This is a genomic window from Solirubrobacter pauli, assembly GCF_003633755.1.
GTDB classification, from domain to species: domain Bacteria; phylum Actinomycetota; class Thermoleophilia; order Solirubrobacterales; family Solirubrobacteraceae; genus Solirubrobacter; species Solirubrobacter pauli.
Window position 1 is genome coordinate 2,267,072 of the sequence record NZ_RBIL01000001.1, and the last position, 23,468, is coordinate 2,290,539.

A 23,468-nucleotide genomic window follows, 5' to 3' on the forward strand; every position below is an offset into this window, starting at 1 on the left:
CCCACCTTTGTGGGTTCGCCGGAGCGGGGGCGTCCGGCATGTGACGGGGGCGGGCTACTTGTCCCAGTCGAAGTCGCGCGGCGGCTTCTGCTCGAACCAGAGCCGGTCGTGCTCGGGGGTCTCCTGGAGGAACTCCGGCGTCTCCTCGAGCACGTCGTCGTCGCTCGCGGGCTTGCCGGGGTCCAGCGCCTCGTCGGCCGGGACCTCGTCCCGCTCGTCGGCGAGCCACGGATCCTCCTCGTAGCCCGGCTCGGGCTGCGCGGGCGCCGGCGGCGCCTCCGCCTCGTTCAGCGGCGGCGCGGGCTCACGCTCGGCCGGCGCCGCTTCCGGCTCCGGATCCGGCGCGCGCACCGCGGCCGGCTCTTCTGCGGGCACAGCGACCTCGGCCTCCGGCTCGGAGGTCTGCGCGAACTCGTTGCGCGGAGGTGGACCGAGTGCCTCGCGCTCTTGGCGCGCGACATCGTCCGGATTTGCTCCGTGCTTGCGCTTGAGCTCGAGGTGCTCGCGGATGGCGTCGTCGAGAAGTCCCATAAGGCGCCGCTCCCTTCACAGCCTACTCGGCCTTGACCGTCCGATTCTTACCCGAGCGTTTTGCCCGGTACAGCGCGGCGTCCGCCGCGGCCACCAGGCCTTCCTTGTCTGATTGTGGCGAGGACACCAGGGAAGCCGCGCCGAATGACGCTGTCACCTTCAGGACACCGTCGCCGTCGAGCAGCGGCAGCTCGAGCTCCTCGATGCGCTTGCGGACGCGCTCGGCGAAGTTGAACGCACCGGCGAGATCGGTCTGCGGGAGCGCGACCGCCATCTCCTCGCCGCCGTAGCGGGCGGGCTCGTCGATCTCGCGCGCCTCCTTGCGCAGGACGCGGGCCACGGCGCGCAGCACCTCGTCGCCCTGCATGTGCCCGTAGGTGTCGTTGACGCGCTTGAAGTTGTCGATGTCGAGCATGATCAGCCCCATCTCCTGGTCATAGCGCCGCGCGCGCTCGACCTCGGCGTCCATGACCTCCTGGAAGCGCCGGTGGTTGAAGAGGCCGGTGAGCTCGTCGGTGACCGCCTGGCGCTGCACGGTCTCGTGCAGGTCGACGTTCTCCACCGATACCGCCGCCTGGCTGGTGAGGTATGAGAAGAGCTCGCGCTCGGCGTGGGAGAAGTTGCGGTCGCCGCGGGCGACCGAGACGATCGCCAGCACGCGGTCGCCGCCCTCGGTGGCGGACAGCGGCGCGGCCAGCGCGCTCGTCCCGCCCAGGCTGATCTCCGCCGCCTCGCCCGCGTCCATCACGGCGGCCTCCGCGGCGTGCAGGACGCGGTGGTAGAGGCCGGGATCGCCGGTCGTCGCGACCTCCTCCATCGGCGCGTCGGCCCGGCGGCGCATCGTGGCGCGCCCGCAGTCGCCGCCGACACCGTCGACCGCCGTCTGGACGACGATCTCGAGCACGCCGACGCGGTCCAGGCCGCGGGCGAACGACTCGCCGACGCGACGGATCGCGTCCTGCAGGCGCCCGCGCTCGCGGCGCAGCTCCTCCAGCCGGCGCTCGAGCTCCGCCGCCATCTTGTTGAACTCCCGGCCGAGCGCGGCGAACTCGTCGTTGCCCTCGGTCGGGACCTGGACGGAGAAGTCACCCCGGCCGAGCCGCTGCGCCGCGTACAGGAGCCGCTGGACCTCGGAGGACAGCGTGCGGCTGACGATCACCGCGAAGACGAACGCGAGCGCCAGGAACCCGATCAGGACGCCGATGAAGATCGCGGTGGTCGACCGGTCGGGTGGAGTGACCTCGCCCAGCAGGCGGACGGTCACCTGGCTGTCGTTGGGCTCGGTCGCGGTGAACGCGGTGGTCCGGTAGTCCGTGCCGCCGACTTCCACCTCGGCGCCCCGCTCGTTCGGGATCCGCGTGTTGGTGGCGCGCGGGATCGTGCTGGCCAGCACACCCCCGTCGCGCTCGACGCGCACGCCGACCTCGAGCTGGCGGGCGATGTCGTTCGCGTACGCGTCGGCGTCGGTCGTCGAGACGGTGACCCGGCCCAGCGTCTTGCCGCTCGTGTCCTGGAACTCCGCGGACGCCGCCGCGATCGCCTCGTCCGTGCCCGGTGTGGCGAAGGTGTCGACGCCGTTGACCGTGAGCACCGCGCGGGCTCGGTTCGCGCGGGCGAGCTCGTTCAGGCGCCGCTGGATCTCCTCGTTGTCCTTCCCGTCGATCGCCGTGGCGAGCGGGACGTCGCGCAGGATCGGGGTCATCGCGGCCATCGCGTCGCGGCGGTCCTGCGCGTAGGCGTTCCGAGCGCCCACCTGTGCCTTGGTGAGCCCCGAGTCGAGCCGGAAGTTGTCCGTGCCGCCGAGCAGCTGGAACAGCACGACGCCCACCGCGATGATCGGCACGATCACGATCACCGCGAAGAACAGGCGCAGCCGGCCGCGGAAGGATGGTTGGAGCAGGGGCATGGGAAGGAGGACGCCGCCGACCCCGCAATCTAGCTGGGAGGGCTATAATGGGGATTGACGGCAGGAGCCCCAATTCCTGCCGGACCGACCTTGGGGCTATAGCTCAGTTGGGAGAGTGCCTGGATCGCACCCAGGAGGTCGCCGGTTCGAGCCCGGCTAGCTCCACTTCAGAAGAAGGCCCGCCACCGGCGGGCCTTCTTCGTTCTCAGCGGCGGCGCTTGCCGGCTTTGCCGCGGCTCGGCGGTGGCGGTCCGCCGGCGTCGGCGAGGATCGACGCGAGCGCCTCGTCGGCGGCCGCGGGGCCCGAGACGGGCGTCAGCGCGGCGTCGGGGGCGGCGCGGTCGGTGAACAGCACGCCGTCCAGGTGGTCGATCTCGTGCTGCGCGATCCGGGCGAGGTAGCCGTCGAGCTCCAGGTCGACGGGTTCGCCGTCGAGCGAGTGGTTGCGGACCTTGACGGCGCTGGGGCGCTCGACCTCGGCCCGCCAGCCCGGCAGGCTGAGGCAGCCCTCGGCCATCGTCGACGTCTCGTCGGAGCGGTCGATGATCTCCGGGTCGCGCAGCAGCAACGGCGGGTTGACGCGGTCGTCGACCGCCGCCATGCGGATGCCGAGCCCGACCTGCGGCGCGGCGAGGCCGACCCCGCCCTGCTCGTACTGCTCGCGCAGCAGCCCGGCCGCGAGGGCGCGGACGAGGTTCGGGTGCAGGTCCGGGCCGACCGGGTGCGCGGCGCCGCGGACGACGATCGGGGCCAGCGCCCAGGCCTCCGGATCGAAGGTCGCGATCGCGACGGGCTCGATCCGGCGCGCCGCGGGCGGCTCCTCGGCGTACAGCGAGGCCAGCGCCTGCTCCGCGCGCGCGTCCGCGAGAACGGTCCGGCCGACCGGCTGGGCGCCCTCATGGTCGAGGAAGAGCGTGCCGTCGAGGATCTCGATCTCGTGCTGGAGCACGCGCGCGTGCCAGTCGTGGAACGTCTGCGTCCGCTCGTCGCCGTTGAGCGTCTGCCAGCGCACGGTGACCGACCGTGGCCGGCGGACGTCGGCACGGACGTCCGGAAGGCACAGGTTCCCCTCCGGCCCCGTCTCCTGCTCGCCCGACGTCTCCTCGATCACGGGGTTGAACAGCGCGGCGACCTGGTCGTCGATCGCGGTGACGACGATCCGCAATCCGAGCCCGGCCATCGGCGCCGCGAGGCCCGCGCCGACCGGGCCGCGGAACAACGCGCCGGCCAGCCCGCCGGCGAGGCGGACCCGCAGCTCGCGCGAGGTCGTGTCGAAGTCGACCGGCGCGGCGGGCCTGCGCAGCGCGTGGCCGGGGAGGCGGAGTGCGCGCACGCTGGTGCGCAGCAGCGTGAGCGGAACCGGCGTCGGGGCGGAGGGCACGGATCTGACGGTACCGGCTGACTTCTCAGTCCGCCAACGGGCGTATGCTGCCGATTGCAGATGCTTGGAGACGTGATTCGGCGCCGTTGTGACGAGTTGGGGCTGTCTCAGTCCGCTTTGGCGGACCAAGTGGGCGTGCACGTGCGGCAGATCCGGCGCTACGAGCGCGGTGAGCAGCAGCCGGTGCTGGGCGTGGCGGCGAAGCTCGCCGAGACGCTCGGGGTCACGCTGGACGAGCTGGCCGGCGTGGGCGAGAGCCCGCTCGACGGCGACTGGTGGAGCGCACGGCAGGTCGCGGTGGACGGCCGGGCGTTGATCGCGACCGTCCCGGTGACGCTGCGGCGGCGGGCGCCGGACGTGCTCGCGGTGGAGGGCCGCGGCTGGCGCGGAGAGCTGCGCGTGTGGGACGAGGGCACGCTCACCGGCTGGTACGTGGGCGCGGGGCCGCCCGGGACGATGCTGTTCGTCCTGGACGCTGACAGCACACTTGCACGGGGCCGGTGGGTGGCGAGGGCGGTGGACGGCTCCGTGACGGGCGGGCATGCGGCGCTCGCTCGCACGCGCGAGGCGGCGTCCGCGGCTGTACCACGCCCGTCGGACTGATTCAAGAAATTCCTCCAAACGGCCGAAGAACGTGGTCCCAACCCCACGTCCGGCCGGCGACACGGCCACGAAAGGACTGAGTGCCCGTGTCAAGGCTCTCCAACTTCATCCCCCGCCCCCGTCTTGCTGCCTGGCTCGCGTTCGGCGCGACGGGCCTGGCCACCGGCGCCGTCTGGGCGACCGGCTTCGCCACGGTCTCGGCCGGCAACGGCACCACCGGCGGTTCCCCCGCGCTGACCAAGACCGACGCCGTCGACGACGCCACGGCGCTCAGCACGACGGCGTCCCCCGTCAGCCCGATCGTCTTCGACTGGGACGGCCGCTGGGGCAAGGTCACCGCGCCCAAGGTCATGTTCAAGGTCGACCTGTCGGACCCCAAGTTCGCCGATCCCAAGCGTTACAACGTCGCGATCCTGCTCACGAACGTGACCGCTTTGACCGGCTGGGCCACGCTTCAGCTCGAGCTCGAGCACGTCGAAAAGGCCGCGGGCGGCACCTGCGCCGCCGCCGACTTCGACGGGACGAAGGACCCGAAGCTCCTGAACGTCGACAACCAGGACGCCGGCGTGTACTGGAACACCCTCGAGGGCGAGAAGGTCCACTGCTTCGGCATCGGCGTCACGCCGTCCCCGGTCGACTACTCGACCACCTTCCTGCGTTCCGCCCAGGACACCCCGCCGTCCGTCTTCCCGTCGTTCGTCGCGACGGTCGACCGCGCCCTGTAGCGCACTTGAGTCGATGCCGCCGACCCATCTCCTCGCAGCGCCCGGCCTCATGGCCGGGCCGACACACCGGCGCGCCGCGCGCGTCGGCGTGGTCAGGCGGGAGCGGGCCGGCGGCTTTCCTCGTTGGCTCGCCGCCGTCGTACTGATCGTCGCCGTCGCCGGCGGCCTCACGTTCCTCGGGACGTGGCCGCCGCTCGCGACGGTGATGTCGGCCTCGATGGCGCCGACGATCAACACCGGCGACGTCGTCGTGCTCCAGCGGCTCCATGCGCCCGCCAAGGTCGGCGACGTCGTCATGGTGCACGTGCCCGACGAGGCCCGCAGCCGCTACGGCTACCCACCCGTGGTGATCCACCGCGTGGCGAAGGTCGCCGCCGACGGCGCGATCACCACCAAGGGCGACGCGAAGAAGGAGGTCGACCCCTTCACCGTGCCGCGCTCGGCGGTCACCACCCGCGTCCTCACGCACATCCCCGCCGCCGGTCGCGTCTTCAGCTTCCTCGGCAGCACCCTCGGCCTGATCTGGATGGCCGGCGGTGCCGTGATGCTGCTCGTCATGCCGCTGCTGGAGCGTTACCGCGACACCCAGCGCACCATGGGCGCGGAGCGCGAGCTCGTCCTCGACGAGCTGCGCGTCCAGGTCGAGCTGCTCCCGCGCCAGATCGAACGCGCCGTGGCCAACGCGGTCGCGGCGATCGAGCCGCCCGCGGTCCAGGCGGCGCCGACCGAGCGCCCCGTCGCGACGACCGAGCCCCGCGCGAACACCCTGTTCGCCACCCCGGACGACGCGAACGCGACGCCGTCCCCGCGCATCGTCGCGGCCGCCAAGCTCGCCGCCGTCGCGGCCACCCGGCTCGCGCCGCCGCCGGCCCCGTCCGCGCCCGACGTACCCGCCCCGCGACTCACGCCCACCGCGCCCGCGTTCACGCCGTCTGTCCCGGCCCGGTACGACGCGCCGCCGGCACCGGCCGCGCCGGTGACGCCGCTCGCGCGCATCGCGTTCGCGGCGCCCGCGTTCACGCCGGCGGTCCCCACCCACTACACCGCTGCGCCGGCCCCGTCCGCCCCGATGGCGCCGTCCTCGCGCATCGCGTTCGCGGCGCCCGCGTTCAGGCTGGCCCTCGCCGCGCCGACGCACGCCGCCCCGGCGCCGTCCGTCCCGGCGACGCCGCCCGCGCCCATCGCGTTCGCCGCGCCCGGGTTCGCGCTGGCCGTGCCCGCGCAGGCGCAGGCCGCGCAGGCGCCCGCCGCCCCCGAGGCGCCGCTCTCGCGGGGTCGCTTCAGCCCCGGCGCGTTCGTGCCGATGGTGCAGGTGAAGCCCCTCGCCGTTCCCGCGCCGCCGACGCCCGCCAGGCCGACGCCGCGGCTCGGTGCCGTTTCCGCCTTCGAACCCTCCATCGACGGACTCTCCTTCTTCGCCATGCCCGCACCCGCCGCGCCCGCTGCTCCGGCCCCTCGCCTGACGGCCGCCTCGACCTTCACGCCGCCGACCGTCGCCCGCACCCCGCTGGCGCCGCCGCCGGCCCCGGTCGCCCGGCTCGCCGCCGCTTCGACGTTCATGCCCGTGCTGACGACCACGCCGGTCACGCTGCCGGCTCCGCCCGCACCCCCGACGCCCGCGCCGCGGCTGCTCGCCGCGTCCGCCTTCCCGCCCGGGTTCACGACCGTGCCGGCCGTCACGTCCGCCCCGCCCGCGCCCGGCGCGCGGTTCTCGCGGCTCGTGCCCGCCACGCAGCGGACGTAGCTTGACCCTCGGGAACGCGGTTGCCAGTGTGCAGGCGGATGCGCCGCACCCTGATCGTCGCCAACCGGACCGCTTCGACGCCGGTGCTCTTGCAGGAGGTCGAGCGGCGGGCCGGTGAGCGGCCGACCGCGTTCACGCTGCTCGTGCCGGACCCGACGCCGGAGAACTGGTCGCTCGACGACGCCGTCGCCACGCTGCGGACGGCGGCCGCGGGCATCCACGGAACGCGCGCCGCGCAGGTCGACGGGCTCGTCGGCGGCTCCACGGACGCGTTCGAGTCGATCCGCGCGGCGGTCGCCGGCGGCGGCTACGACGACATCGTCATCTCGACGCTGCCGAGCCGCACGTCCGTGTGGCTGCGGCGCGACCTGCCGAGCCGGGTCGAGGCGCTCGGCCTCCCGATCACGGTGATCACGCCGCCGACCTCGCACGGCTTCAGCCTGTTCAGCAAGGGCCCCGGCTCACACGAGAGCGGCCGCTGAAGCCACCGCGTCGTGGAACGGCTGCGGGCTGTCGTCCGGCCCGGCCATCGCGCGCTGCGTGAGCAGCACGGCGACGGTGTCCAGCCGCGGGTCGACCGCGGCCGTCGTGCCCGACCCGCCGCTCCAGCCCCAGGCACCCGTCGCCTCGACGACGCCGGTGCCGAGGCCCCACGTCGACCCCGGGGCGAGGAAGACCTCCGGCGCGGAGGCCCGCTGCTGCGGGGTCAGCGCATTGCTCGTCAACGCCGCGCGTGACGCGTCGCCCAGGAGCTCGCCATCGGCGATCGCGCTGTAGAAGCGCAGCACGTCGCCCGCCGTGGACACGAGCCCACCGCTGAGGTGCTCGAAGCCGGGAGGACGCGCATACCGCCCGTCCGGCGGATCGGTCAGCTCCAACCCGGCCCGCTTGGGCGTGTAGGCCGCCGCGAGCCGGGCGGGGTCGCCGACGAACGCCGTGTCGGCCATGCCGAGCGGGCCGAGCACGCGCTCCGCCAGCAGCTCGCCCACCGACCGGCCCAGCGCCCGCTCGAGCACCAGGCCGAGCAGGTTGAAGCTCGTCTCGTACCGCCACCCCTCGCCCGGCTGGAACACGAGCGGCAGCGAGCCCACCCGCTCCAGGAACTCGTCGCCGGTGCAGTCGTGCCCCATCGCGCTCGGGAACACGCCACGCTCGATCATCGCCCGCTGCAGCGGGTTCGGCTTCAACCCCACGCCCCAGCCCGACGTCAGGGTCATCAGGTGGCGGACGGTGACCCGGCGCACGGCGGCGACCGTGTCCTCCAGCGGCCCGTCGGGATCTCGCAGCACGCGCGGCGAGGCGAGCTCCGGCGCCCACTGCGCGACCTCGTCGTCGAGCCCGATCAGGCCGTCCTCGACGAGGCTCAACAGCAGCGCGCCGCCCATCGGCTTGGTGATCGACGCGATCCGGAACTGCGTCGAGGCGCCCATCGGCGCGCTGTCGTCCTCGACGGCCGTGCGCCCCGCCGCGTGGATCTCGACGTGCCCGCGCACCCGCACCGCGCCGACGTAGCCCGGGAACCGCCCGTCGGAGTGGGCCGCGTCGGGTACCCGCCAGATGTCTTCGAAGGTCATGTGCAGCTCTGACTCTCCGACGCGGCCGATCTCATCGCCCTACGGGTTCGTCGTCGACAGCGTGAACGTCACGCGGGTCGAATACGTGCCCGTCCGCAGCGCGTCCGTGCGGCCGATCGCCTGCCGGAACGTCACGTCGACCCGCTCGTTGGCCGTCGGCCCCGCCCAGGACGACCTGGACAGCTCCACCCGCAGCGGCTGCGGGAGGCTGAACGCGCCGTTGACCAGGTGCCCGGGGTCACTCGTGGTCAGCGCCGCGTCGCCGGCCGACGACGTGACCGTCAGCGTCGTGGGCACCGCGTACTCGCGGTCCACGCCCGGGACGAACGCGCCGAAGGTCGCCGGCGCACCGAGCGACAGCGCCAGCGTCGCGGGCACCGTGCCGCCGACGGTCCCGCCGGCCTGCGTCGCGTACTCGCGCGCCGGCGTGTAGCCCGCCGGCAGGTACTTGGGCTTGGGCGCGGCCACGACCAGGCCGCCCAGGTCGGTGCCGGGCGCGTCGACCAGCGGCAACCGCAGCTCGAGGTCGCTCACCGCCACCGACTGCTGCCCGGTCGGCGTGCGCAGGTACGGCGAGTCCTGGGCGAGCAGCTCGAGCTTGAGCACGTGCCCGGGCTGCACCGTCCACGCCTGCGGATGCAGCTGGAAGACCTGCTCGGTCGGGCCGCCGCCCGGGTTGAGCGGGCGCTGGACGCCGCGCGCGATCAGGCGCTGCGTCGCGCCGTCCACGTCGTACAGGCGCGCGGCGACCATGTCGTTGGCGCCCTTGACGTCGAGCTTGGCGATGACCGTCGGCGAGCCGGCGAGCGTGTACGCGGTCGTCGCCGGAGCGGTCTTGTAGGTCGCGGCCGACGCGTTGTCGGCGCTCGCGGTCGTGGTGCACACGTCGCCGGCGGTGAACCCGTTCGAGGGTGCGGTCCCGGGCGCGACGATCGTCTGCGCCGCCGCCCCCGTCACCCGCAGCTCGCCCGGCGCCAGCTGCGCCCAGGTCGGCGCGTGGTAGCGCGTGCCCGCTCCGCTGACGGGGCAGTGCGACGTCAGGACGTCCACGCCGCCGCGCGCGTCCGCCGGCTCGGCCCCTACGCCCTTGACGTAGAAGTCCAGCCACGCGTTCTCCGCGGTCGCCAGCGCGGCACGGTCCGCCGCGGACCCGGACGCCGCGCGCGGCGAATGGCCGAAGTCCAGGTGGAACATCGAGATCGGCGCCCCCGGGTGCTTGGCACGGACCCGGTTGTAGTAACGGAGCGACTCGTCGACCGGGAAGAGGTCGTCATTCCAGCCGTTGGCGAGCAGGGCGGGCGCGGGCGGGATGCTGTCGTCGATCCCGTACGCCGAGTGGTTCGCGGGCAGCTCGACCGCCATCGCGTCCGCCGCCGGCACGCCGTCGAACGGCCCACCGGTATCGGTCAGCGTCTTCCAGCCGGTGATGTCGGCGGACGGATCAGTCCCGATTGGGGCGTAATAGCCCAGCAACGCGCCCGCGCCGTAGAGCGAGGCGTTCCAGGCTTGCTTCTGGACGCCGACGCGATGGCCGCCGCCCAGGTACGGGGCGTCGGCGACGTAGTCCAGCGACGAGCCGTTCGGGTTGAGCGCGGTGGCCAGGTCCGACCAGGTGAACTCCGGCACCGTCGCCGCGATCGCCATCGGCTTGCCGAGCGGGCTCGTCCACGGGATGGAGGAGCCGTCCGGCAGCCGCGTGCGGTTGCGCAGCGCGCCGAGCGCGATCGCCATGCCGCCGCCGTAGGAGCCGCCGGTCGCGCCGATCCTCTGCGGCTCGATCAACCCGTCGTCGGCGAGCTGGCCGAGCAGGTGCTGCGCGTCGCGCACCTCATAGGCCGAGTGCATGAGCCGGATGTAGCCCTTGCCGGCGCAGCGCGGGTCGCTGATCATGGCGCGCCCGCACGAGCCGCCCCAGCCGCGGTCGGTCATCGTGAAGACGGCGTAGCCGCGGGTGAGCGCGCGCTGGGCGTCACCGCCCGACAGCGCGACCTTCGTCCCGCCCCAGCCGTGGAAGATCCCGATCACCGGATACGGCCCGTCGGGACCGCCCGCGGGCGCGGCCGGGAACCCGACCGCCACGTCGATCGGCGTGCCGTCCCAGCTCGGGACCTGGGCCGTGGCCGTGCCGCAGAAGCGCTGGCCGTTGGCCTGGACCGTGCAGTCGATCGGCGCCGCCGTCTTGGTGAACACCCGGGGGATCGCCGCGTCGGCCGCGGACGGTATGACCAGGGCCGGCGCCGCGCACGCGGCCGCGGTGAGCATCCTGCGCATGTCTCTCCTCCTTGAGCCGGACTGACCCGCGGAGGAATCTGACAGCGCGTCAGCTGCCGCGCAAGTCCGCGATGACCGCGCTGGCGAGCCGCAGGCGCAGCGCCAGGATCCGCGCCAGGTCGCGCAGCATCAGGTTCGCGATCGCCGGCTCGTGCTCGTGCAGGCGGTCGAAGGCGGCGAGGTCGATCCGCACCACCTCGACGTCCGTCACCGCCTCCAGCGTCGCGCTGCGCGGGTAGCCGTCGAAGAACGACAGCTCGCCCAGCACCGACGGCGCCTCGATCTGCTTGAACGCGCCCTCGTCGCGCGGCAGCCGGACGCCGACCGTGCCCTCGGTGAGCAGGTAGAGCGCGCGGTCGTGCTCGCCCGCCTGGACGAGCGCGAGCCCGGCGCCCACGCGCCGCACCTCGGCGTAGGAGAACACCGTGGCCCAGTCGGCCGCGGTGGCCTCGGGCAGGAACAGCAGGTCGGCGGAGTCCTCGTGCGCTTCCTCGACGAAGACGGTGAACGGTCCCTCGTGCACGGGCGGAAACGTACTGGGTCAGGCGCAGAACTCGCCGAGCGCGGCGTGCTCTTTGTCCACCTGCCGACGTTGCGCCTTCGTCAGCGCCCCGAACGGCGTCAGCGTTCCGTCCGGCTTCCAGGTGCCGGCGACCGCGCCGTCGACGAGGAACGTGCCGATCGACTGCGGCATCCGGACGTGGAAGATCCGCTCGCGGTGCTCCTCCGGCAGGATGCGCGCGCGGCGGCAGTGGACGAGCAGCGCCGCGTCCCAGGTCGGGAGGAAGCGCACGGGCGCGGGCGTGTCCGGGTCCGGCAGCGGCTGCCCGGGCAGGTCGTAGAGCGGCGTGCCGTCCTCGGCCTCGTGGGTGACGAGCTCCAGCCGGGTGAGCGCGGGCTCGACCTCCTTGACTCCCAGCCCGGCCCAGTTCGCGATGTCGGCCTTGGCCGCGGGTCCGTAGCCCGTCAGGTAGCGGGCGACGAGGTGGTCGAGCGCGGCGTCCCGCTCGATCTCCGGCGCCGGGAGCCAGTCCTCCGCGCGGCCGTAGAGGTCGGCGCGGCGCTGCTCCCAGGTGCCGAACGGCGGCACGCGCACCAGGTCCACCCACGCGCCGACGCCCCGCATCGCCTCGGCGCCGATCAGCGCGACGATCTCCTTGCGCCGCAGCGGGCCCTCGCGCAGCGCCGCGTCGAGCGTCTCGGCGGCCTCCGACAGGTCGTGCCCCTTCGCCACGCGCAGCCACGCCGCGCGCCGGGCGGCGCGGATCGCGACGGTCAGCGGCCAGTAGTCGGCGGCGGAGACGAGGTGGATCGTGAACCGCATCAGCGTGGCCTGGATGACGGTGCGCTGGTGCAGCGCCCGGGTGAGCGCGTCGCGCTCGAAGCCCTCCACGCGCGACCACAGGCCGATGTACATCGACGGCGCGTACTGCGCCTGCAGGCACGCCATCGCGTCGAGCGCGGCGGGAAGGGGCAGCGCGCGGCGCTCGAGCAGGCCCTGGCGCGCGAGCACGGCCCGGTTCAGGTGGCGTTGGGTGAGGATCACCGCGCGGCGGCGGCCGCGATCACGTCGACCACGGTCTCCGGGGCGAGCGCGGTCGAGTCGATCACGAGGTGGTAGAGCGCGGGGTCGCGCGCGTCGCAGCCGTAGAAGTGACGCACGTAGGCCTCGCGGGCCCGGTCGCCGTCACGGCGGAGGCGCTCGGCGTCGCGCCGGTCCAGACTCTCCAGCGCCATCGCCTGCGCCACGCGGCGCTCCGGCGGGCCGTCGAGGCGCACGTGCAGGGCGTCGGGGTCCTCGTGCAGGATCAGCGCGCCGGCACGGCCGAGGATGACCGCGCCGCCCTTCGCGTGCTCGCGGATCAGGCTCTCGGTCTCGCGCCGGTAGTCCTCGCCGGCCAGCACGCCGGCCTGGACCATCGCGCCCGCCAGCTCCGGCAGCAGCGCGAACGAGGACGCGAGCCGGCCGATCGCGTCGCCGAGCGACTCGTCGTGGGCGAGCGCGTCGTCGAGCGAGCAGCCGAGCTTCTCCGCGACGCGCGTCGGGATCGCGCGGTCGAGGAACTCGACCCCGAGGCGCTGGGCCACGGCGGGGCCGATCCGGCTTCCGCCGGCGCCGTAGGAGGCGGAGATGGTGACGAGCGGCGGCGTACGCAGAATCTACCTCCAGACCAGGTCGTCCGCCAACCGCGCCGCTTCGGCCGCGGCGGCGGCGCGGGCCTCCGCGCCGACGTCCGCGAACGGCTCGATCGTGACCACGCCGTCCTCCTGCGCCCACACGCCCGCCATCACGCCGTCCACGAGGAGGACGGGCGAGAACCACCCGCCGGGGCGGTAGATCCGCTCGGGGGCGACGGTCGCGCGGTCGTCGCGCGGCGCCGCCACGACGTACTGGTCGAACGCCGGCAGCAGGCGCACGTGCCCTTCGGGCCGGGCCGCGGCGATCGCGTCCACGTCCTCCGCGAGCGCCAGGCCGAAGTCCGTCTCGACGACGTCGTCCGGGAACCACTTGCCGGCCTGGGCGGGCGACGGGTGGCCGAACCACTTCGCCAGGTCCTCCCGCGTGGCCGGGCCGTAGCGCGTGAGGAACCGGCGCGCGACCTCCCGCGTGGCGGCCGCCGGGTCCATGCCCTCGAACGGCTCCGGGAGCGCGAAGCGGCCGTCCTGCGCGTAGATCAGCTCACCGCGGAACGCGACCGGCTTGAGCAGGTCGCCGTACCCGCGCGCGAGGCCCGCGTGCACGGACGCCGCGAGCTCCTCGCGGCTCTTCGGGCCGTCCCGCAGCGCCTCCGGGACGCCGACGATGATCCGCTCCACGTCCTCCGGCGTGAGTTGGAAGTGCTTGAGCCACGACTTGACCTCGTACCGCGGCTTGAGCGCGGCCTGCGCGCCGACCCACAGCGGGAGCTCATCCGTGCGGTGCAGGTGCAGCGTGCCGCGCTGCGCCCACGTCTTCACCAGCGACCGATCGGCCCACAGCAGCGTCTCGACGTCCGGCGCGTCCTCGACGCGTGCGGCGAGCGTGAGCTGCGCGCTGGACAGCACCTGCGCGTGCAGGCCGCAGATGTCCGAGACGACCGCGAGCGGATCAGCCGCGCGCGCCGTCAGGTGCTGGCGCGCCATGCGCCACGCCAGGACCGACTCCCATTTCACTGCCGACCAGCTCCTGGATCGTGGTGGCGCCCGCCGCGCGCACGGCGCGGGCGAGCTCGGCGTTGATGCGACGCGCCCACAGCGGCCCGCCGTAGACGAAGCCCGTGTACGCCTGGACGAGCGTCGCGCCGGCCCGCACCCGCTCGAGGACGTCGCCGGAGGTCTCGACGCCGCCGACGCTGACGAGCAGCACCTGGTCGCCCACACGCGCCCGCAGGCGCCGCAGGACCGCGAGCGAGCGGGCCTTGAGCGGGGCGCCGGAGACCCCGCCCGGCTTGGCCAGCAGCTCGGCGGGGGCGTGCAGGCCCTCGCGCGAGATCGTCGTGTTGGTGGCGATCAGCCCGTCCAGCTTCGCCTCCACGGCGAAGTCGGCGAGCTGGTCGAGCTGCTCGTCGGACAGGTCGGGTGCGAGCTTGACGAGGACGGGCTTGCCCTCCGCCTCACCGCGCACGGCGGCCAGCAGCTCGCGCAGGTGCTCGATCGTCTGCAGGTCCCGCAGGCCGGTCGTGTTGGGCGAGCTGACGTTGATGACGACGAAGTCGGCGTGCGGCGCGAGCAGCCTCGCCGAGGCGCGGTAGTCGTCGGCGGCCGCCTCGAGCGGGGCGACCTTGGACTTGCCGAGGTTGATGGCGACGATCCCGCGGCCGGACCGCGCGGCCAGCTTCGGCGCCACCGCTTCCGCACCGGGGTTGGGGAAGCCCATCGCGTTCATCAGCGCCCGGTCCTGGGCGAGCCGCCAGACGCGCGGCTTCGGGTTGCCGGGCTGGCCGATGGCGGTGATCGTCCCGACCTCGACGAACCCGAACCCGAGCGTGTTCAGGCCCTCGAACGCGGTCGCGTGCTTGTCCAGGCCCGCGGCGACGCCGAGCGGGCTGTCGAACTGCAGGCCCAAGGCGGAGACCCGCAGCGCGGGATCCAAGCGCGGACGCGGCGCCCTGGCGAGCAGCGCGAGGGCCCGCGTGGCGAGCAGGTGCGCCCGCTCGGCGTCGACACGCGAGAGGACACGGGAGTAGAGGGCGCCGTACACGGTGCGGGTTAGCCTAGTCACGGTGCTTCGCCTCCGCCTCGCGCTGGTCGCCGCCGTGCTCGTCGTGGCGGCCGCGCTGCTCTTCGTCGCCACCCAGGGCGGCGACGACGGCAACGTCCCGGTCATCCCGACGCCGCCGGGCGCCGAGCGCGGCGAGGCCGTGGCGGACCCGTTCGCCTGGACCGCGGAGCGCTCCGACGACCTGACCCGTCGCGCCGCCGCGGGTACGAGCCGCGTGCTCTACACCCGCTCGCCCGGCGGAGCGGCGGAGACCGCGAAGCGCGTCGCGACGTTCCGCAAGCCGGTGGAGGCGGCCGCCAAGCAGGCCGGCGTGAACCCGGACCTCCTCGAAGGCCTCGTGTTCCTCGAGAGCGCCGGACGGCCCGACGCCCGCGCCCCCGGCGGGATCGAGGGCGCCGCCGGGCTCACCCAGATCCTCGGCGAAACCGCCCAGAACCTGCTGCAGATGGACGTCGACCTCGAGCGCAGCGGCAGCTACACCCGCCGCCTGGAGCGCGCGCTGCGGGACGGCAACCTCAAGCGGGCCGCGGCGCTCAACCGCGCGCGGCGTCGTGTCGACGACCGCTTCGACCCGCCCAAGGCGCTCGCGGGCACCGCGCGCTACCTCAAGTTCGCGCTCGCGGAGCTCGGCGGCCGGGAGGACCTCGCGTTCGTCTCGTACCACATGGGCGTCGGCAACCTCAAGAACGTGCTCGAGGCGTTCGGCGGCGGCCCGCGGCCGTACGTCGAGCTCTACTTCGCCTCCTCGCCCACCCGCCACAAGCCGGCCTACGACAAGCTCGCCTCCTTCGGCGACGACTCGTCCAACTACTACTGGAAGCTCCTCGCCGCGCGGGACATCATGCGCGCCTACCGCCGGGACCCGGCCGCCGTCGCCCGCACCGCCGCCGAGCGCGCCCGCGACGAGAGCGGCCGCCAGGCGCTCCTGCGCACCGCCCCCCAGGGCGAGCCCCGAGCGGTCAAGGCGACGCCCGCGAACACCGGCCTCACCGTCCCGCCGGGCCTCGAGCTGCGCGACGAGGCGGCCGCGGCGGCCGTCTACATCGGGGGCGAGGTCCGCGCCGTCCTCGGCCGCGGCGCCCTGAAGCTCACGAGCGCCACCGACGGCGGCTCGAGCTTCCGCATCTCCCGCGACTACGCCTCCGAGCAGCAGGCCCTGGCCTTCCAGTACGTCCTGGACCGCCTCACCGTGCTCAACGTGATCGCCTGGTCACGTTCCGAGCGCACCATCCGCGTCACCGCGGGCCGGGACGCGGAGGTGCTCAAGCCGCTGCTCGACCGGCTGGGCTGAGGCCCTAGACCAGCTCTTCTTCCTGCGCCGGCGCCGACTGCGCCGCGCGTGCCTCGTAGGCCGCCCGCGCGGTGGCGTCCGTGTCCTTGACGTGGTTGGAGTTCATGGCGCGGGAGACGGCCTCACGCACGCGGCGTGGGACGACGGCACCCGTCCAGATCACGCCGGCCAGGCGCTTGGGCGCCCAGACGTCGAACTTGGGGACCTTGAGGGCGTCGACCGTCAGCGCGGCGATGTCCTCGGGCGAGATGCGGGGGACGCCGCGCAGGTCCGGGACGCCGGCGGCCAGCTCGGTCTTGGCGAAGCCCGGCATGACGACGGAGACCTCGACGCCGGTGCCGCGCAGCTCGGCGCGGACCGCCTCGGAGAGGCCGATCACGGCGTGCTTGGTCGCGCAGTAGGTGGCGAGGCCGGGGGCGGCGGCGCGGCCGGCGAGCGAGGCGACGTTGACGATGTGGCCCGTGTTGCGGGGCCGCATCCGGCGCATCGCCTCCTGCGTGCCGTGGATGACGGCGCGCACGTTGATCTCCAGCTGGCGCGAGATGCTGGCCTCGTCCTCGTCCTCGAGCGGGGTCACGTGCATGATCCCGGCGTTGTTGACGAGGATGTCGATCGGGCCGAGGCGCTGCTCGACCTCGTCGAGGAAGGCGGTGAACGCGGGGCGGTCGGTCACGTCGAGCGCCAGGCCGAGCGAGCCGTTGTGCAGGCTCGTGGCGGCGGCCTCGGCCGCGGTGCCGTCGAGATCGCCGATGGCGACCACGACCCCCTCCCGCGCGAGAGCCTGGGAGAGCGCCAGGCCGATGCCGCGAGCGCCCCCCGTGACGACGGCGACCTTGCCGCTCAGCGAGCGGGGAGTCTTGGACATGTGTCGATTATGGCTGGTAAGTGCCTGGCCGATGGGCAAGATCGGTCACAGGAAGGCGCCGCTCGGCAGGTACGGCGTGAACGGCCCCACGTCTCCGTCCGTGAACACGCCGCCGGCCATGTGGGTCCGCAGCTCCAGGCCGGCTTCGAGCGCCGCCGCGATCGCCCACTGCTGCTTGGCGGTCAGCCACTCGACCGTGATCTCGCCGGTGGCGCGGGCGAACACCGCCCGCAGGAGGTCGGTGGCCGCCGACTCGTCGGTCGCGGCCAGCACCCGCAGCGCGCCGTGCGCGTTGACCACGGCGTAGCCGCGCTCGGGCGCGACCAGCAGCGTCTGCCGCATCTCCAGCATCACCGCGATGTCCTGGCCGCGCGCCGCGCCGCGGACCGCGCGGTCGACGGCCTCGGTGAGCGGGATGTCGCTCGCGTCGCCGACCCGGACGCCGGCCGGCGCGTGGACGCCCTTGGGCGTGCCGGCCGCGTCCACGTGCGGGTGCAGCTCCAGTCCCAGCCGGAAGTAGGCCCGCAGCGCCCGCGGGTCGGGCGAGGCCAGGATGACGCGGCCGCGCGCGCCCTCGGCGTACGCGTGCGCGCGGGCGAGCAGCTGCCCGCCGATCCCCGTCGACTGCCGGTCGGGCCGCACGATCAGCAGCGAGAGCCCCCACACGTCCTCACGCCGCAGCGCGAGCGCCGCGCCGACGATCACGCCGTCCTCCTCGGCGACCCACGCACCGTCCGGGTCGGTCGTGGCCAGGTGGCGGTAGCGCGGACGCGCGAGGACCGGGTCGGGTCGCTGCGGCGGCTCCTCGCCGCGGCTGACGTCGAGCGCCTCGAACGTCATGACGGAGAGGTCGTGGACCTCCGGCGCCTCGTCGGGGCGCATCGGGCGCAGCTGGGCCATGCCCACGATCCTCGCACGGCGAGCGTCGCCGTCGGCGGCTGGCTGCGGATCTTTCCTCTGCCTCTCACAAAGGCGATCGCCGAGTTCTTGACGCCTGCCGGCAACCCCGCTCGACCAAACTCCACGGGCGAGCGTCTTAAACACACGAACTGCCGCTACCATCGCCCGCCGGATGTCGAGTCGCCAAGAAGAAAAAGAACGTCGGAAGCGCGAGCGCCAGGAGCGCGAGGCTGCGGAGAAGGCGAAGGCCGCCGGCCGCAAGCGCATGCAGATGGTCCTCGGTGGCCTGCTCGGTGCGGGCGCGCTCGTAGCCGTGATCGTCGTCCTCGTCGTCGTGCTGTCCGGCGGCGACGGCAACGACGAGCAGGACCTCCCCGCCGGCGCCGCCGCCATCCCGGCGCAGAAGACGAGCGACGTCAAGGAAGCCGCGCAGCTCGCGGGCTGCACCTACGAGGCCAAGGTGCCCAACGAGGGCGCGGGCCACGAGGAGAAGGACTTCAAGCCGACGGACTACAAGCAGAACCCGCCGACGTCCGGCGCCCACTTCCCGGAGTGGTACGACGACGGCATCTACGCGCCGGGTGACGTGCCCGAGCTCGGCAAGCTCGTCCACACGCTCGAGCACGGCCGGATCGACATCCAGTACAAGCCGGGCACGCCGAAGACGACCGTCGCCCAGCTCGAGACGCTCTACAACGAGATGGACGGCGGCCACCACCTGCTGCTGTTCGAGAACACGACCGGCATGAAGTACGCGATCGCGGCCACCGCCTGGGACGCCTCGCTCGGCTGCCCGGCGATGAAGCCCGAGGTGTTCGACGCGATCCGCGCGTTCCGCGCCGAGCACATCGACAAGGGCCCCGAGGTCGTGCCGTAGGCATTTGAAGGCGGGGCAGCCCCTCCGCGCCACCCCGATCATCCGACCTTCATGGAGGGCGCGCCCGACAGGCGCGCCCTTCGTCGTTCTAGCCCCGCCAGCCGCCGGTCTCGCCGCGGTACAGCCCGTGGCCGGTGACGGCCATCCGCGCGGTGAGCACCAGGATGCGCAGGTCCAGCCGCAGCGTCGCCCGCTCGATGTACTGCAGGTCGAGCTCGATCCGCTCGCTCCACGGCAGCGACGCGCGCCCGTTGACCTGCGCCCAGCCCGTCAGCCCGGGGCGGACCGTGAGCCGCTCGCGCTGGCGGTCGGTGTACTGGTCGACCTGCACCTGGATCGTCGGCCGCGGGCCGACGAGCGACATCTCGCCGCGCAGGATGTTGACCAGGTTGGGCAGCTCGTCGATCGAGGTGCGCCGCAGCAGCGCGCCGATCCTCGTGATCCGCGTGTCCCCCGCGTCGACGGCCATGCCGGCGCCCATGTGCTCGGCGCCGGAGACCATCGTGCGCAGCTTGATGACCTCGAACGCGTGGCCGTCCAGGCCGATCCGCCGCTGCTTGTAGATCGGGTGGCCCGGGCTCTCCAGCCGCACCGCGAGCGCGGCGAGCGCGACGATCGGCGCGCTGATCGTGAGCAGCGGCACCGCGACGGCGAGGTCGAGCGCGCGCTTGCGGCGGGAGTGCAGGTAGCGGTTCGTCAACGGGTCCCCTCCGCGATCTCCCAGCCGACCTGCGTGCCGTGCCGGAGCCAGTCGTACAGGCCGAGCGCGAGCGCGGCGGTGGTCAGGACGTAGTAGCGGGCGACCAGCACCGGCTTGGCCTTCCGCCGGCTCGCCGCCGCCGCGGCCAACGCCGCCTGTGCGGCGGCCGCCGCCGTGTAGACACCGCCGCGACGCAGCAGCGCGACCGTGGCGAGCGCGAGCAGCACGTGCAGCAGCGGCGTGCCGTAGCGCAGGAGCCGGTGGCTGACGATCATCAGCGCGTACAGCGGCGAGTACCCGCGGGGGTGCAGCAGCCCGCCCTTGAGCACGATCGGCCAGCCGTAGGACATCATCCGCCGCTTGCGGGCCCACTCGCCCTCGATCGACGGCACCATCTTCTCGGTGGCGCGCGCCTCGGGCACGTAGACGGCGCGGAATCCCGCCTTGACCATCTGGAACGGCATCGCCAGGTCGTGGCCCATCGTCGGGTCGACGCGCTCGTAGGCCGCGCGCCGCACCGCGTAGATCGCGCCGTTGCCGCCCGTGACGCTCGCCAGCGCCGACTCCTGCGCGCGCAGGAACATCTCGTAGCGCCAGTACAGGCCTTCCTGGTTGGTGCCGGCGTCGTTGACGAACGTCACCTGGCCGCACGCGTAGCCGACGGCCGGGTCCGCGAAGGCGCGCACGAGCGTGCGGAGCGCGGCCGGCTCCCACAGCGTGTTCGCGTCGCTGAAGGCGACGATCTCCCCGCGCGCCCGCTGGACCGCGGCGTCCTGCGCGCGGTACTTGCCCGTCCGCGGCAGCGCGAGCACCTGGTCGGCGCCCTCGGCACCCGCGACCGTGCCCTCGTCGCCCCCGTCGACCGCGACGATCACCTCGAGGTCCGGGTAGTCGAGCGCGCGCGCGTTGGCGACCTTGGCCGCGATCACAGCCTCCTCGTTGTAGGCGGCGACGATCAGCGTGACGCTGGGCGTGATGTCCGCGCCGGGCGCCGTGGGCGGGTTGCCCTTGATCCGGCGCAGCAGGGCGAGCGCGGGCGCGTAGGCCGCCTGCGTCCAGACGATCAGGGCGGCGGAGATCCAGAAGAGCGCGCGCATGAGGCGGCGAGAAGGGTGGCAGACTGCCGGGCCGTGCTGACCCTTCGCCCACCCCGCGTCGAGGACGCCGACGCCCTCGTGGCCGCCTGCCAGGACCCCGAGATCGCCCGCTGGACCAGCGTGCCGAGCCCGTACACGCGCGCGCACGCGCTGGAGTGGATCGGCCGCCGCCTCCCGACCGTGGAGTCGTACCTCGGCTTCGAGGACGACGTGCTGGTCGGGTCCTTCAGCCTGCTCGAGATCGACGTCGAGCGCCGGTACGCCGAGATCGGCTACTGGGTGGCGAGGGAGGCGCGGGGCCGCGGCGTCGCCACCCGCGCGGTGGACTGGCTCCGCGCCCGCGGAGCCGAGCTGGGCCTGAGCACGTTCGAGCTGCTGATCCACCAGGACAACCCGGCGTCCCAGGGGGTGGCGCGCCGCGCCGGGTTCACGGACACCGGGGAGCGCCGCCCGGCGCCGCGGGTGAGCCCGCCGACGCCGCCCGAGTGGATCGTCTACCGCCGCAACGACGCGTAGAGGTCGAGCGTACGGCGGGCGATGTCCTCCCAGCCGTACTCGCCGTCCGCCGCCGCGCGTGACGCCGCCGCCATCCGGTCCAGCCGCCCCGGGTCGGCGAGCAGCGCGCGCAGCTCGGTCGCGAGCGCGTCCGGATCATCCGGCTCGACGATCGCCGCCGCTCCCGTGTCCGCCACCTCGGGGAACCCGCCCACGCGCGTGAGGAGCATCGGCTTGCCGAACGCGAGCGCCGTGAACAGCACGCCGCTCTGGTCGATCTCGCGGTAGGGCAGCACCACGAGGTCGGCCGCCCGGAACGCACCCGCGAGCTCCCCGGCGGAGACGAACCGCAGCGCCGTCCGCACGCCGGGACCGTGGATCGCCGACACGTCCATGCGGGGCATGCCGATCACCCACAGCTCCGCGTCCACGTCCGCCCGGCGCCACGCCTCCAGCAGCACGTCGACGCCCTTGTACGGCCGGAGCAGGCCGAACATCAGCACGACGGGCTTGTCGGGCTTCGCGAACGGCGCCTCGCCGGGCACGTCCAGGCCGGTCAGCGCGCCGTGGCGGATCACGTGCACGAGCGACGGGTCCAGCCCGAGCTCGTCGCGCAGCCGCGCCGCGCCGTGCTCGGAGTGCACGACCACCGCGTCCATCCGCTCGTAGAGCCGGCGCTGGCCGGCGAGCTGGCCGGGGCTGGGCTCGCGCGGGAGCACGTCGTGCGCGGTCAGCAGCCGCGGGTGCCGGTCGGGCAGCAGGCGCCCGTCGAGCTGCTGCACGGGCAGCCACTGGAAGTGCACGACGTCGGCGGCCTTCGCCGCCCGCCGGTACCGGAGCATGTCCGGCACGTGCTGCGCGAGCCGCGCGTACCGCCGCCCGCGCGCCGGCGCCCAGCGGTAGAAGTCCTCGACCACCCGCACCCCGGGCGCGTCCGGCACGTCGCCGTACCCGAACGCGCTGGTGTGCAGCTGCACCTCGGCGCCCGCCTGCGCGAGCGCCGAAGCCAACGCCCGGTCGTAGGGCGGCGTGTAGGCCGCCGGGTCGACCAGGTGGACGCGCATCGGCGCCCAAGATAAACGTCCTGGACGTTTAAGAAAGCGCCTTAACCAGGTTCACGCGGCCGAAGCCGAATTGGGTGTCGCGGCCCGGGGTGCCGAGGTCGTCGACGGACGTGTCGAGCTTGGAGCGGATCTGTGCCGCGGAGAAGGACGGGTTCTTCGCCGCGATCAGCGCCGCCACGCCCGCCACGTGCGGCGTCGCCATCGACGTGCCCGAGAAGGCCACGTACCCGCCGCCGCGCTTGGTGGAGAGGACGTCGACGCCCGCCGCGGCGATCTCGACGTCCGCGTTGGCGTTCGAGAACGAGGCGCGCGCGTCGTTGCGATCGGTCGCGGCCACGGAGACGACCTCCGGGTACGCGGCCGGGTAGTTGGCCGTGGCGTCACCGTCGTTGCCGGCCGCCGCGATGATCAGCGAGCCGCTGGAGGTGGCGTTGCGGACCGCCGTCTGGAGCGTCGTCGACGCGCCGCCGCCGAGCGACATCGAGATGACCTTCACGCCCTTGCCGGCGAGGTAGGTGATGCAGTTCGCCACGCCCGCCGTGCTGCCCGAGCCGAGCGCGTTGAGCGCCTTGCAGATCGCGAGGCTCGAGTTGAAGGACACGCCCGCCACGCCGACGCCGTTGTTGGCCTTCGCCGCGATCGTCCCCGCCACGTGCGTGCCGTGGTCGTTGTCGTCGTTGCACGAGCCCTCGCGGACGCGGCTGGTGAGCAGCTGGACCGACGCGCAGGCCACGACCTTCCCCGACAGGTCCTCGTGCGCCGCGTCGATGCCGGTGTCCACGATGCCGACGGTCGTCGCCGGCAGGCTCGGGTACCCCGCGAGGTCCCAGCCCTCGGGCGCGTCCATGTCCGCGTCGTTGGCGTTGTTGAGCCCGTAGAGCTCACCGAAGCGTGCGTCGTTGGGCACCCCGAGCGCCTTGAGCTCGACGTTCGGCTCCGCGTACTCGACGGTCGACGAGCGGTTGAGCACCGCCGCCGCCGCGGCCGCGTCGGCCACCTCGACGACCTGCGCGCCGTTCGCCGCCACCGTGCCGAGCACGGCCGACAGGCCCGCCCGGTCCGCCGCCGCCGACTTGGACGTGGCTGCCGCACCCGCCTTGTACTTGACGATCACGCTGTCCGCGCTCGCCGTGGCCGGAACGGTCAGCAGCGCGGCGACTCCCAGCGCCACGCACGTGCTTCGCTGCATTGGATTGCCTCCCTTGAGCTATCCCCTGTGGAGGCCGTGAACGCAACGGGGCGG

The 23,468-nt window shown here is 73.8% G+C and carries 23 protein-coding genes and 1 tRNA gene; 8 read left to right on the plus strand and 16 right to left on the minus strand.

The annotated features are described in order from the left end of the window. Nucleotides 1–54: 54 nt before the first annotated feature. Together C8N24_RS10665 and C8N24_RS10670 are read right to left on the minus strand one after the other, a co-directional pair. Nucleotides 55–531: a hypothetical protein gene (locus tag C8N24_RS10665; protein WP_121250011.1), complete on the minus strand. Its 477-nt coding sequence runs from the start codon at nt 529–531 to the stop codon at nt 55–57. A 22-nt stretch (nt 532–553) separates the two neighbouring features. Then, nucleotides 554–2,437, minus strand: a complete 1,884-nt coding sequence (locus C8N24_RS10670; protein WP_121250012.1) for a diguanylate cyclase — start codon at nt 2,435–2,437, stop codon at nt 554–556. Nucleotides 2,438–2,529: 92 nt separating this feature from the next. Here C8N24_RS10670 and C8N24_RS10675 point away from each other — a divergent pair. Next, a tRNA-Ala gene (locus tag C8N24_RS10675) sits at nt 2,530–2,602 on the plus strand. Between the two features lie 40 nt (nt 2,603–2,642). Here C8N24_RS10675 and def read toward each other — a convergent pair. Next, complete coding sequence (gene def / locus C8N24_RS10680; protein WP_170178995.1) at nt 2,643–3,818, minus strand: peptide deformylase; 1,176 nt, start codon at nt 3,816–3,818, stop codon at nt 2,643–2,645. 60 nt (nt 3,819–3,878) lie between these two features. On the opposite strand from def, the gene C8N24_RS33865 reads away from it, so the two are divergent. The 4 genes from C8N24_RS33865 (at nt 3,879) to C8N24_RS10695 (ending at nt 7,372) form a co-directional block, all read left to right on the plus strand. After that, on the plus strand, nt 3,879–4,421 hold the full coding sequence (locus C8N24_RS33865) for a helix-turn-helix transcriptional regulator (RefSeq protein WP_245971823.1): 543 nt from the start codon (nt 3,879–3,881) through the stop codon (nt 4,419–4,421). Between the two features lie 86 nt (nt 4,422–4,507). After that, on the plus strand, nt 4,508–5,146 hold the full coding sequence (locus C8N24_RS10685; protein ID WP_121250014.1) for a hypothetical protein: 639 nt from the start codon (nt 4,508–4,510) through the stop codon (nt 5,144–5,146). Between the two features lie 49 nt (nt 5,147–5,195). Continuing rightward, nucleotides 5,196–6,890 (plus strand): signal peptidase I, encoded by a 1,695-nt coding sequence (locus C8N24_RS10690; RefSeq protein ID WP_170178997.1) that lies wholly within the window; start codon nt 5,196–5,198, stop codon nt 6,888–6,890. 38 nt (nt 6,891–6,928) lie between these two features. After that, nucleotides 6,929–7,372, plus strand: a complete 444-nt coding sequence (locus C8N24_RS10695; protein ID WP_121250016.1) for a hypothetical protein — start codon at nt 6,929–6,931, stop codon at nt 7,370–7,372. Here C8N24_RS10695 and C8N24_RS10700 read toward each other — a convergent pair. From C8N24_RS10700 to C8N24_RS10730, 7 genes are read right to left on the minus strand one after another with little or no spacing between them, the layout of a single operon-like run. Next, complete coding sequence (locus tag C8N24_RS10700) at nt 7,352–8,464, minus strand: serine hydrolase domain-containing protein (protein ID WP_121250017.1); 1,113 nt, start codon at nt 8,462–8,464, stop codon at nt 7,352–7,354. The genes C8N24_RS10695 and C8N24_RS10700 overlap by 21 nt on opposite strands. Before the next feature lie 39 nt (nt 8,465–8,503). After that, nucleotides 8,504–10,735 (minus strand): S15 peptidase family protein, encoded by a 2,232-nt coding sequence (locus C8N24_RS10705; RefSeq protein WP_121250018.1) that lies wholly within the window; start codon nt 10,733–10,735, stop codon nt 8,504–8,506. 49 nt (nt 10,736–10,784) lie between these two features. Continuing rightward, nucleotides 10,785–11,258, minus strand: coding sequence for a Crp/Fnr family transcriptional regulator (locus C8N24_RS10710; RefSeq protein WP_121250019.1), 474 nt, complete (start codon nt 11,256–11,258; stop codon nt 10,785–10,787). Nucleotides 11,259–11,276: 18 nt separating this feature from the next. After that, complete coding sequence (locus C8N24_RS10715; RefSeq protein ID WP_121250020.1) at nt 11,277–12,281, minus strand: winged helix DNA-binding domain-containing protein; 1,005 nt, start codon at nt 12,279–12,281, stop codon at nt 11,277–11,279. After that, nucleotides 12,278–12,895, minus strand: a complete 618-nt coding sequence (locus C8N24_RS10720; RefSeq protein WP_121250021.1) for a cytidylate kinase family protein — start codon at nt 12,893–12,895, stop codon at nt 12,278–12,280. The genes C8N24_RS10715 and C8N24_RS10720 overlap by 4 nt, the downstream gene beginning before the upstream one ends. Beyond that, entirely contained in the window at nt 12,896–13,858 is a 963-nt protein-coding gene (locus C8N24_RS10725; RefSeq protein ID WP_121250022.1) for a DNA glycosylase AlkZ-like family protein, read from the minus strand. It abuts the gene before it with no gap. Continuing rightward, nucleotides 13,824–14,936, minus strand: a complete 1,113-nt coding sequence (locus tag C8N24_RS10730; RefSeq protein WP_211339918.1) for a quinone-dependent dihydroorotate dehydrogenase — start codon at nt 14,934–14,936, stop codon at nt 13,824–13,826. Before C8N24_RS10730 ends, C8N24_RS10725 begins: the two co-directional genes overlap by 35 nt. A 1-nt stretch (nt 14,937) precedes the next feature. Here C8N24_RS10730 and C8N24_RS10735 point away from each other — a divergent pair, with 1 nt between their 5' ends. After that, nucleotides 14,938–16,227 (plus strand): lytic transglycosylase domain-containing protein, encoded by a 1,290-nt coding sequence (locus C8N24_RS10735; RefSeq protein WP_121250024.1) that lies wholly within the window; start codon nt 14,938–14,940, stop codon nt 16,225–16,227. 4 nt (nt 16,228–16,231) lie between these two features. On the opposite strand, the gene C8N24_RS10740 is transcribed toward C8N24_RS10735, so the two are convergent. Both C8N24_RS10740 and C8N24_RS33335 read right to left on the minus strand, forming a co-directional pair. Beyond that, entirely contained in the window at nt 16,232–17,092 is an 861-nt protein-coding gene (locus C8N24_RS10740; protein ID WP_121250025.1) for an SDR family oxidoreductase, read from the minus strand. 45 nt (nt 17,093–17,137) lie between these two features. After that, nucleotides 17,138–17,992, minus strand: coding sequence for a GNAT family N-acetyltransferase (locus tag C8N24_RS33335; RefSeq protein WP_170178998.1), 855 nt, complete (start codon nt 17,990–17,992; stop codon nt 17,138–17,140). Between the two features lie 172 nt (nt 17,993–18,164). On the opposite strand from C8N24_RS33335, the gene C8N24_RS10755 reads away from it, so the two are divergent. Further along, entirely contained in the window at nt 18,165–18,869 is a 705-nt protein-coding gene (locus C8N24_RS10755) for a DUF3105 domain-containing protein (RefSeq protein ID WP_121250027.1), read from the plus strand. A gap of 88 nt (nt 18,870–18,957) precedes the next feature. Here the strand turns inward: C8N24_RS10755 and C8N24_RS10760 are convergent, their stop codons facing one another. Together C8N24_RS10760 and C8N24_RS10765 are read right to left on the minus strand one after the other, a co-directional pair. Continuing rightward, nucleotides 18,958–19,569, minus strand: coding sequence for a sugar transferase (locus tag C8N24_RS10760; protein WP_121250028.1), 612 nt, complete (start codon nt 19,567–19,569; stop codon nt 18,958–18,960). Next, nucleotides 19,566–20,666, minus strand: coding sequence for a glycosyltransferase (locus C8N24_RS10765; RefSeq protein ID WP_121250029.1), 1,101 nt, complete (start codon nt 20,664–20,666; stop codon nt 19,566–19,568). Before C8N24_RS10765 ends, C8N24_RS10760 begins: the two co-directional genes overlap by 4 nt. 33 nt (nt 20,667–20,699) lie before the next feature. Between C8N24_RS10765 and C8N24_RS10770 the strand changes: the two genes are divergently transcribed. Further along, a complete protein-coding gene (locus C8N24_RS10770) occupies nt 20,700–21,182 on the plus strand; it encodes a GNAT family N-acetyltransferase (RefSeq protein ID WP_170178999.1) in 483 nt (160 codons plus the stop codon). Here C8N24_RS10770 and C8N24_RS10775 read toward each other — a convergent pair. Then, a complete protein-coding gene (locus C8N24_RS10775) occupies nt 21,161–22,225 on the minus strand; it encodes a glycosyltransferase family 4 protein (RefSeq protein WP_121250030.1) in 1,065 nt (354 codons plus the stop codon). The two genes, C8N24_RS10770 and C8N24_RS10775, sit on opposite strands and share 22 nt — an antisense overlap. Nucleotides 22,226–22,253: 28 nt before the next feature. Further along, entirely contained in the window at nt 22,254–23,396 is a 1,143-nt protein-coding gene (locus C8N24_RS10780; protein WP_121250031.1) for a S8 family serine peptidase, read from the minus strand. Between the last annotated feature and the right edge of the window lie 72 nt (nt 23,397–23,468).

What these genes read in the sequence shown, in the direction of transcription:
- C8N24_RS10740 (WP_121250025.1), bottom strand. Translation starts at nt 17,092, where the DNA reads ATGTCCAAGACTCCCCGCTCGCTGAGCGGCAAGGTCGCCGTCGTCACG.
- C8N24_RS10765 (WP_121250029.1), bottom strand. Translation starts at nt 20,666, where the DNA reads ATGCGCGCGCTCTTCTGGATCTCCGCCGCCCTGATCGTCTGGACGCAG.
- C8N24_RS10665 (WP_121250011.1), bottom strand. Translation starts at nt 531, where the DNA reads ATGGGACTTCTCGACGACGCCATCCGCGAGCACCTCGAGCTCAAGCGC.
- C8N24_RS10775 (WP_121250030.1), bottom strand. Translation starts at nt 22,225, where the DNA reads ATGCGCGTCCACCTGGTCGACCCGGCGGCCTACACGCCGCCCTACGAC.
- C8N24_RS10690 (WP_170178997.1), top strand. Translation starts at nt 5,196, where the DNA reads ATGGCCGGGCCGACACACCGGCGCGCCGCGCGCGTCGGCGTGGTCAGG.
- C8N24_RS10725 (WP_121250022.1), bottom strand. Translation starts at nt 13,858, where the DNA reads ATGGCGCGCCAGCACCTGACGGCGCGCGCGGCTGATCCGCTCGCGGTC.
- C8N24_RS10695 (WP_121250016.1), top strand. Translation starts at nt 6,929, where the DNA reads ATGCGCCGCACCCTGATCGTCGCCAACCGGACCGCTTCGACGCCGGTG.
- C8N24_RS10705 (WP_121250018.1), bottom strand. Translation starts at nt 10,735, where the DNA reads ATGCGCAGGATGCTCACCGCGGCCGCGTGCGCGGCGCCGGCCCTGGTC.
- C8N24_RS10755 (WP_121250027.1), top strand. Translation starts at nt 18,165, where the DNA reads ATGTCGAGTCGCCAAGAAGAAAAAGAACGTCGGAAGCGCGAGCGCCAG.
- C8N24_RS10670 (WP_121250012.1), bottom strand. Translation starts at nt 2,437, where the DNA reads ATGCCCCTGCTCCAACCATCCTTCCGCGGCCGGCTGCGCCTGTTCTTC.
- C8N24_RS10700 (WP_121250017.1), bottom strand. Translation starts at nt 8,464, where the DNA reads ATGACCTTCGAAGACATCTGGCGGGTACCCGACGCGGCCCACTCCGAC.
- C8N24_RS33335 (WP_170178998.1), bottom strand. Translation starts at nt 17,992, where the DNA reads ATGGCCCAGCTGCGCCCGATGCGCCCCGACGAGGCGCCGGAGGTCCAC.
- C8N24_RS33865 (WP_245971823.1), top strand. Translation starts at nt 3,879, where the DNA reads ATGCTTGGAGACGTGATTCGGCGCCGTTGTGACGAGTTGGGGCTGTCT.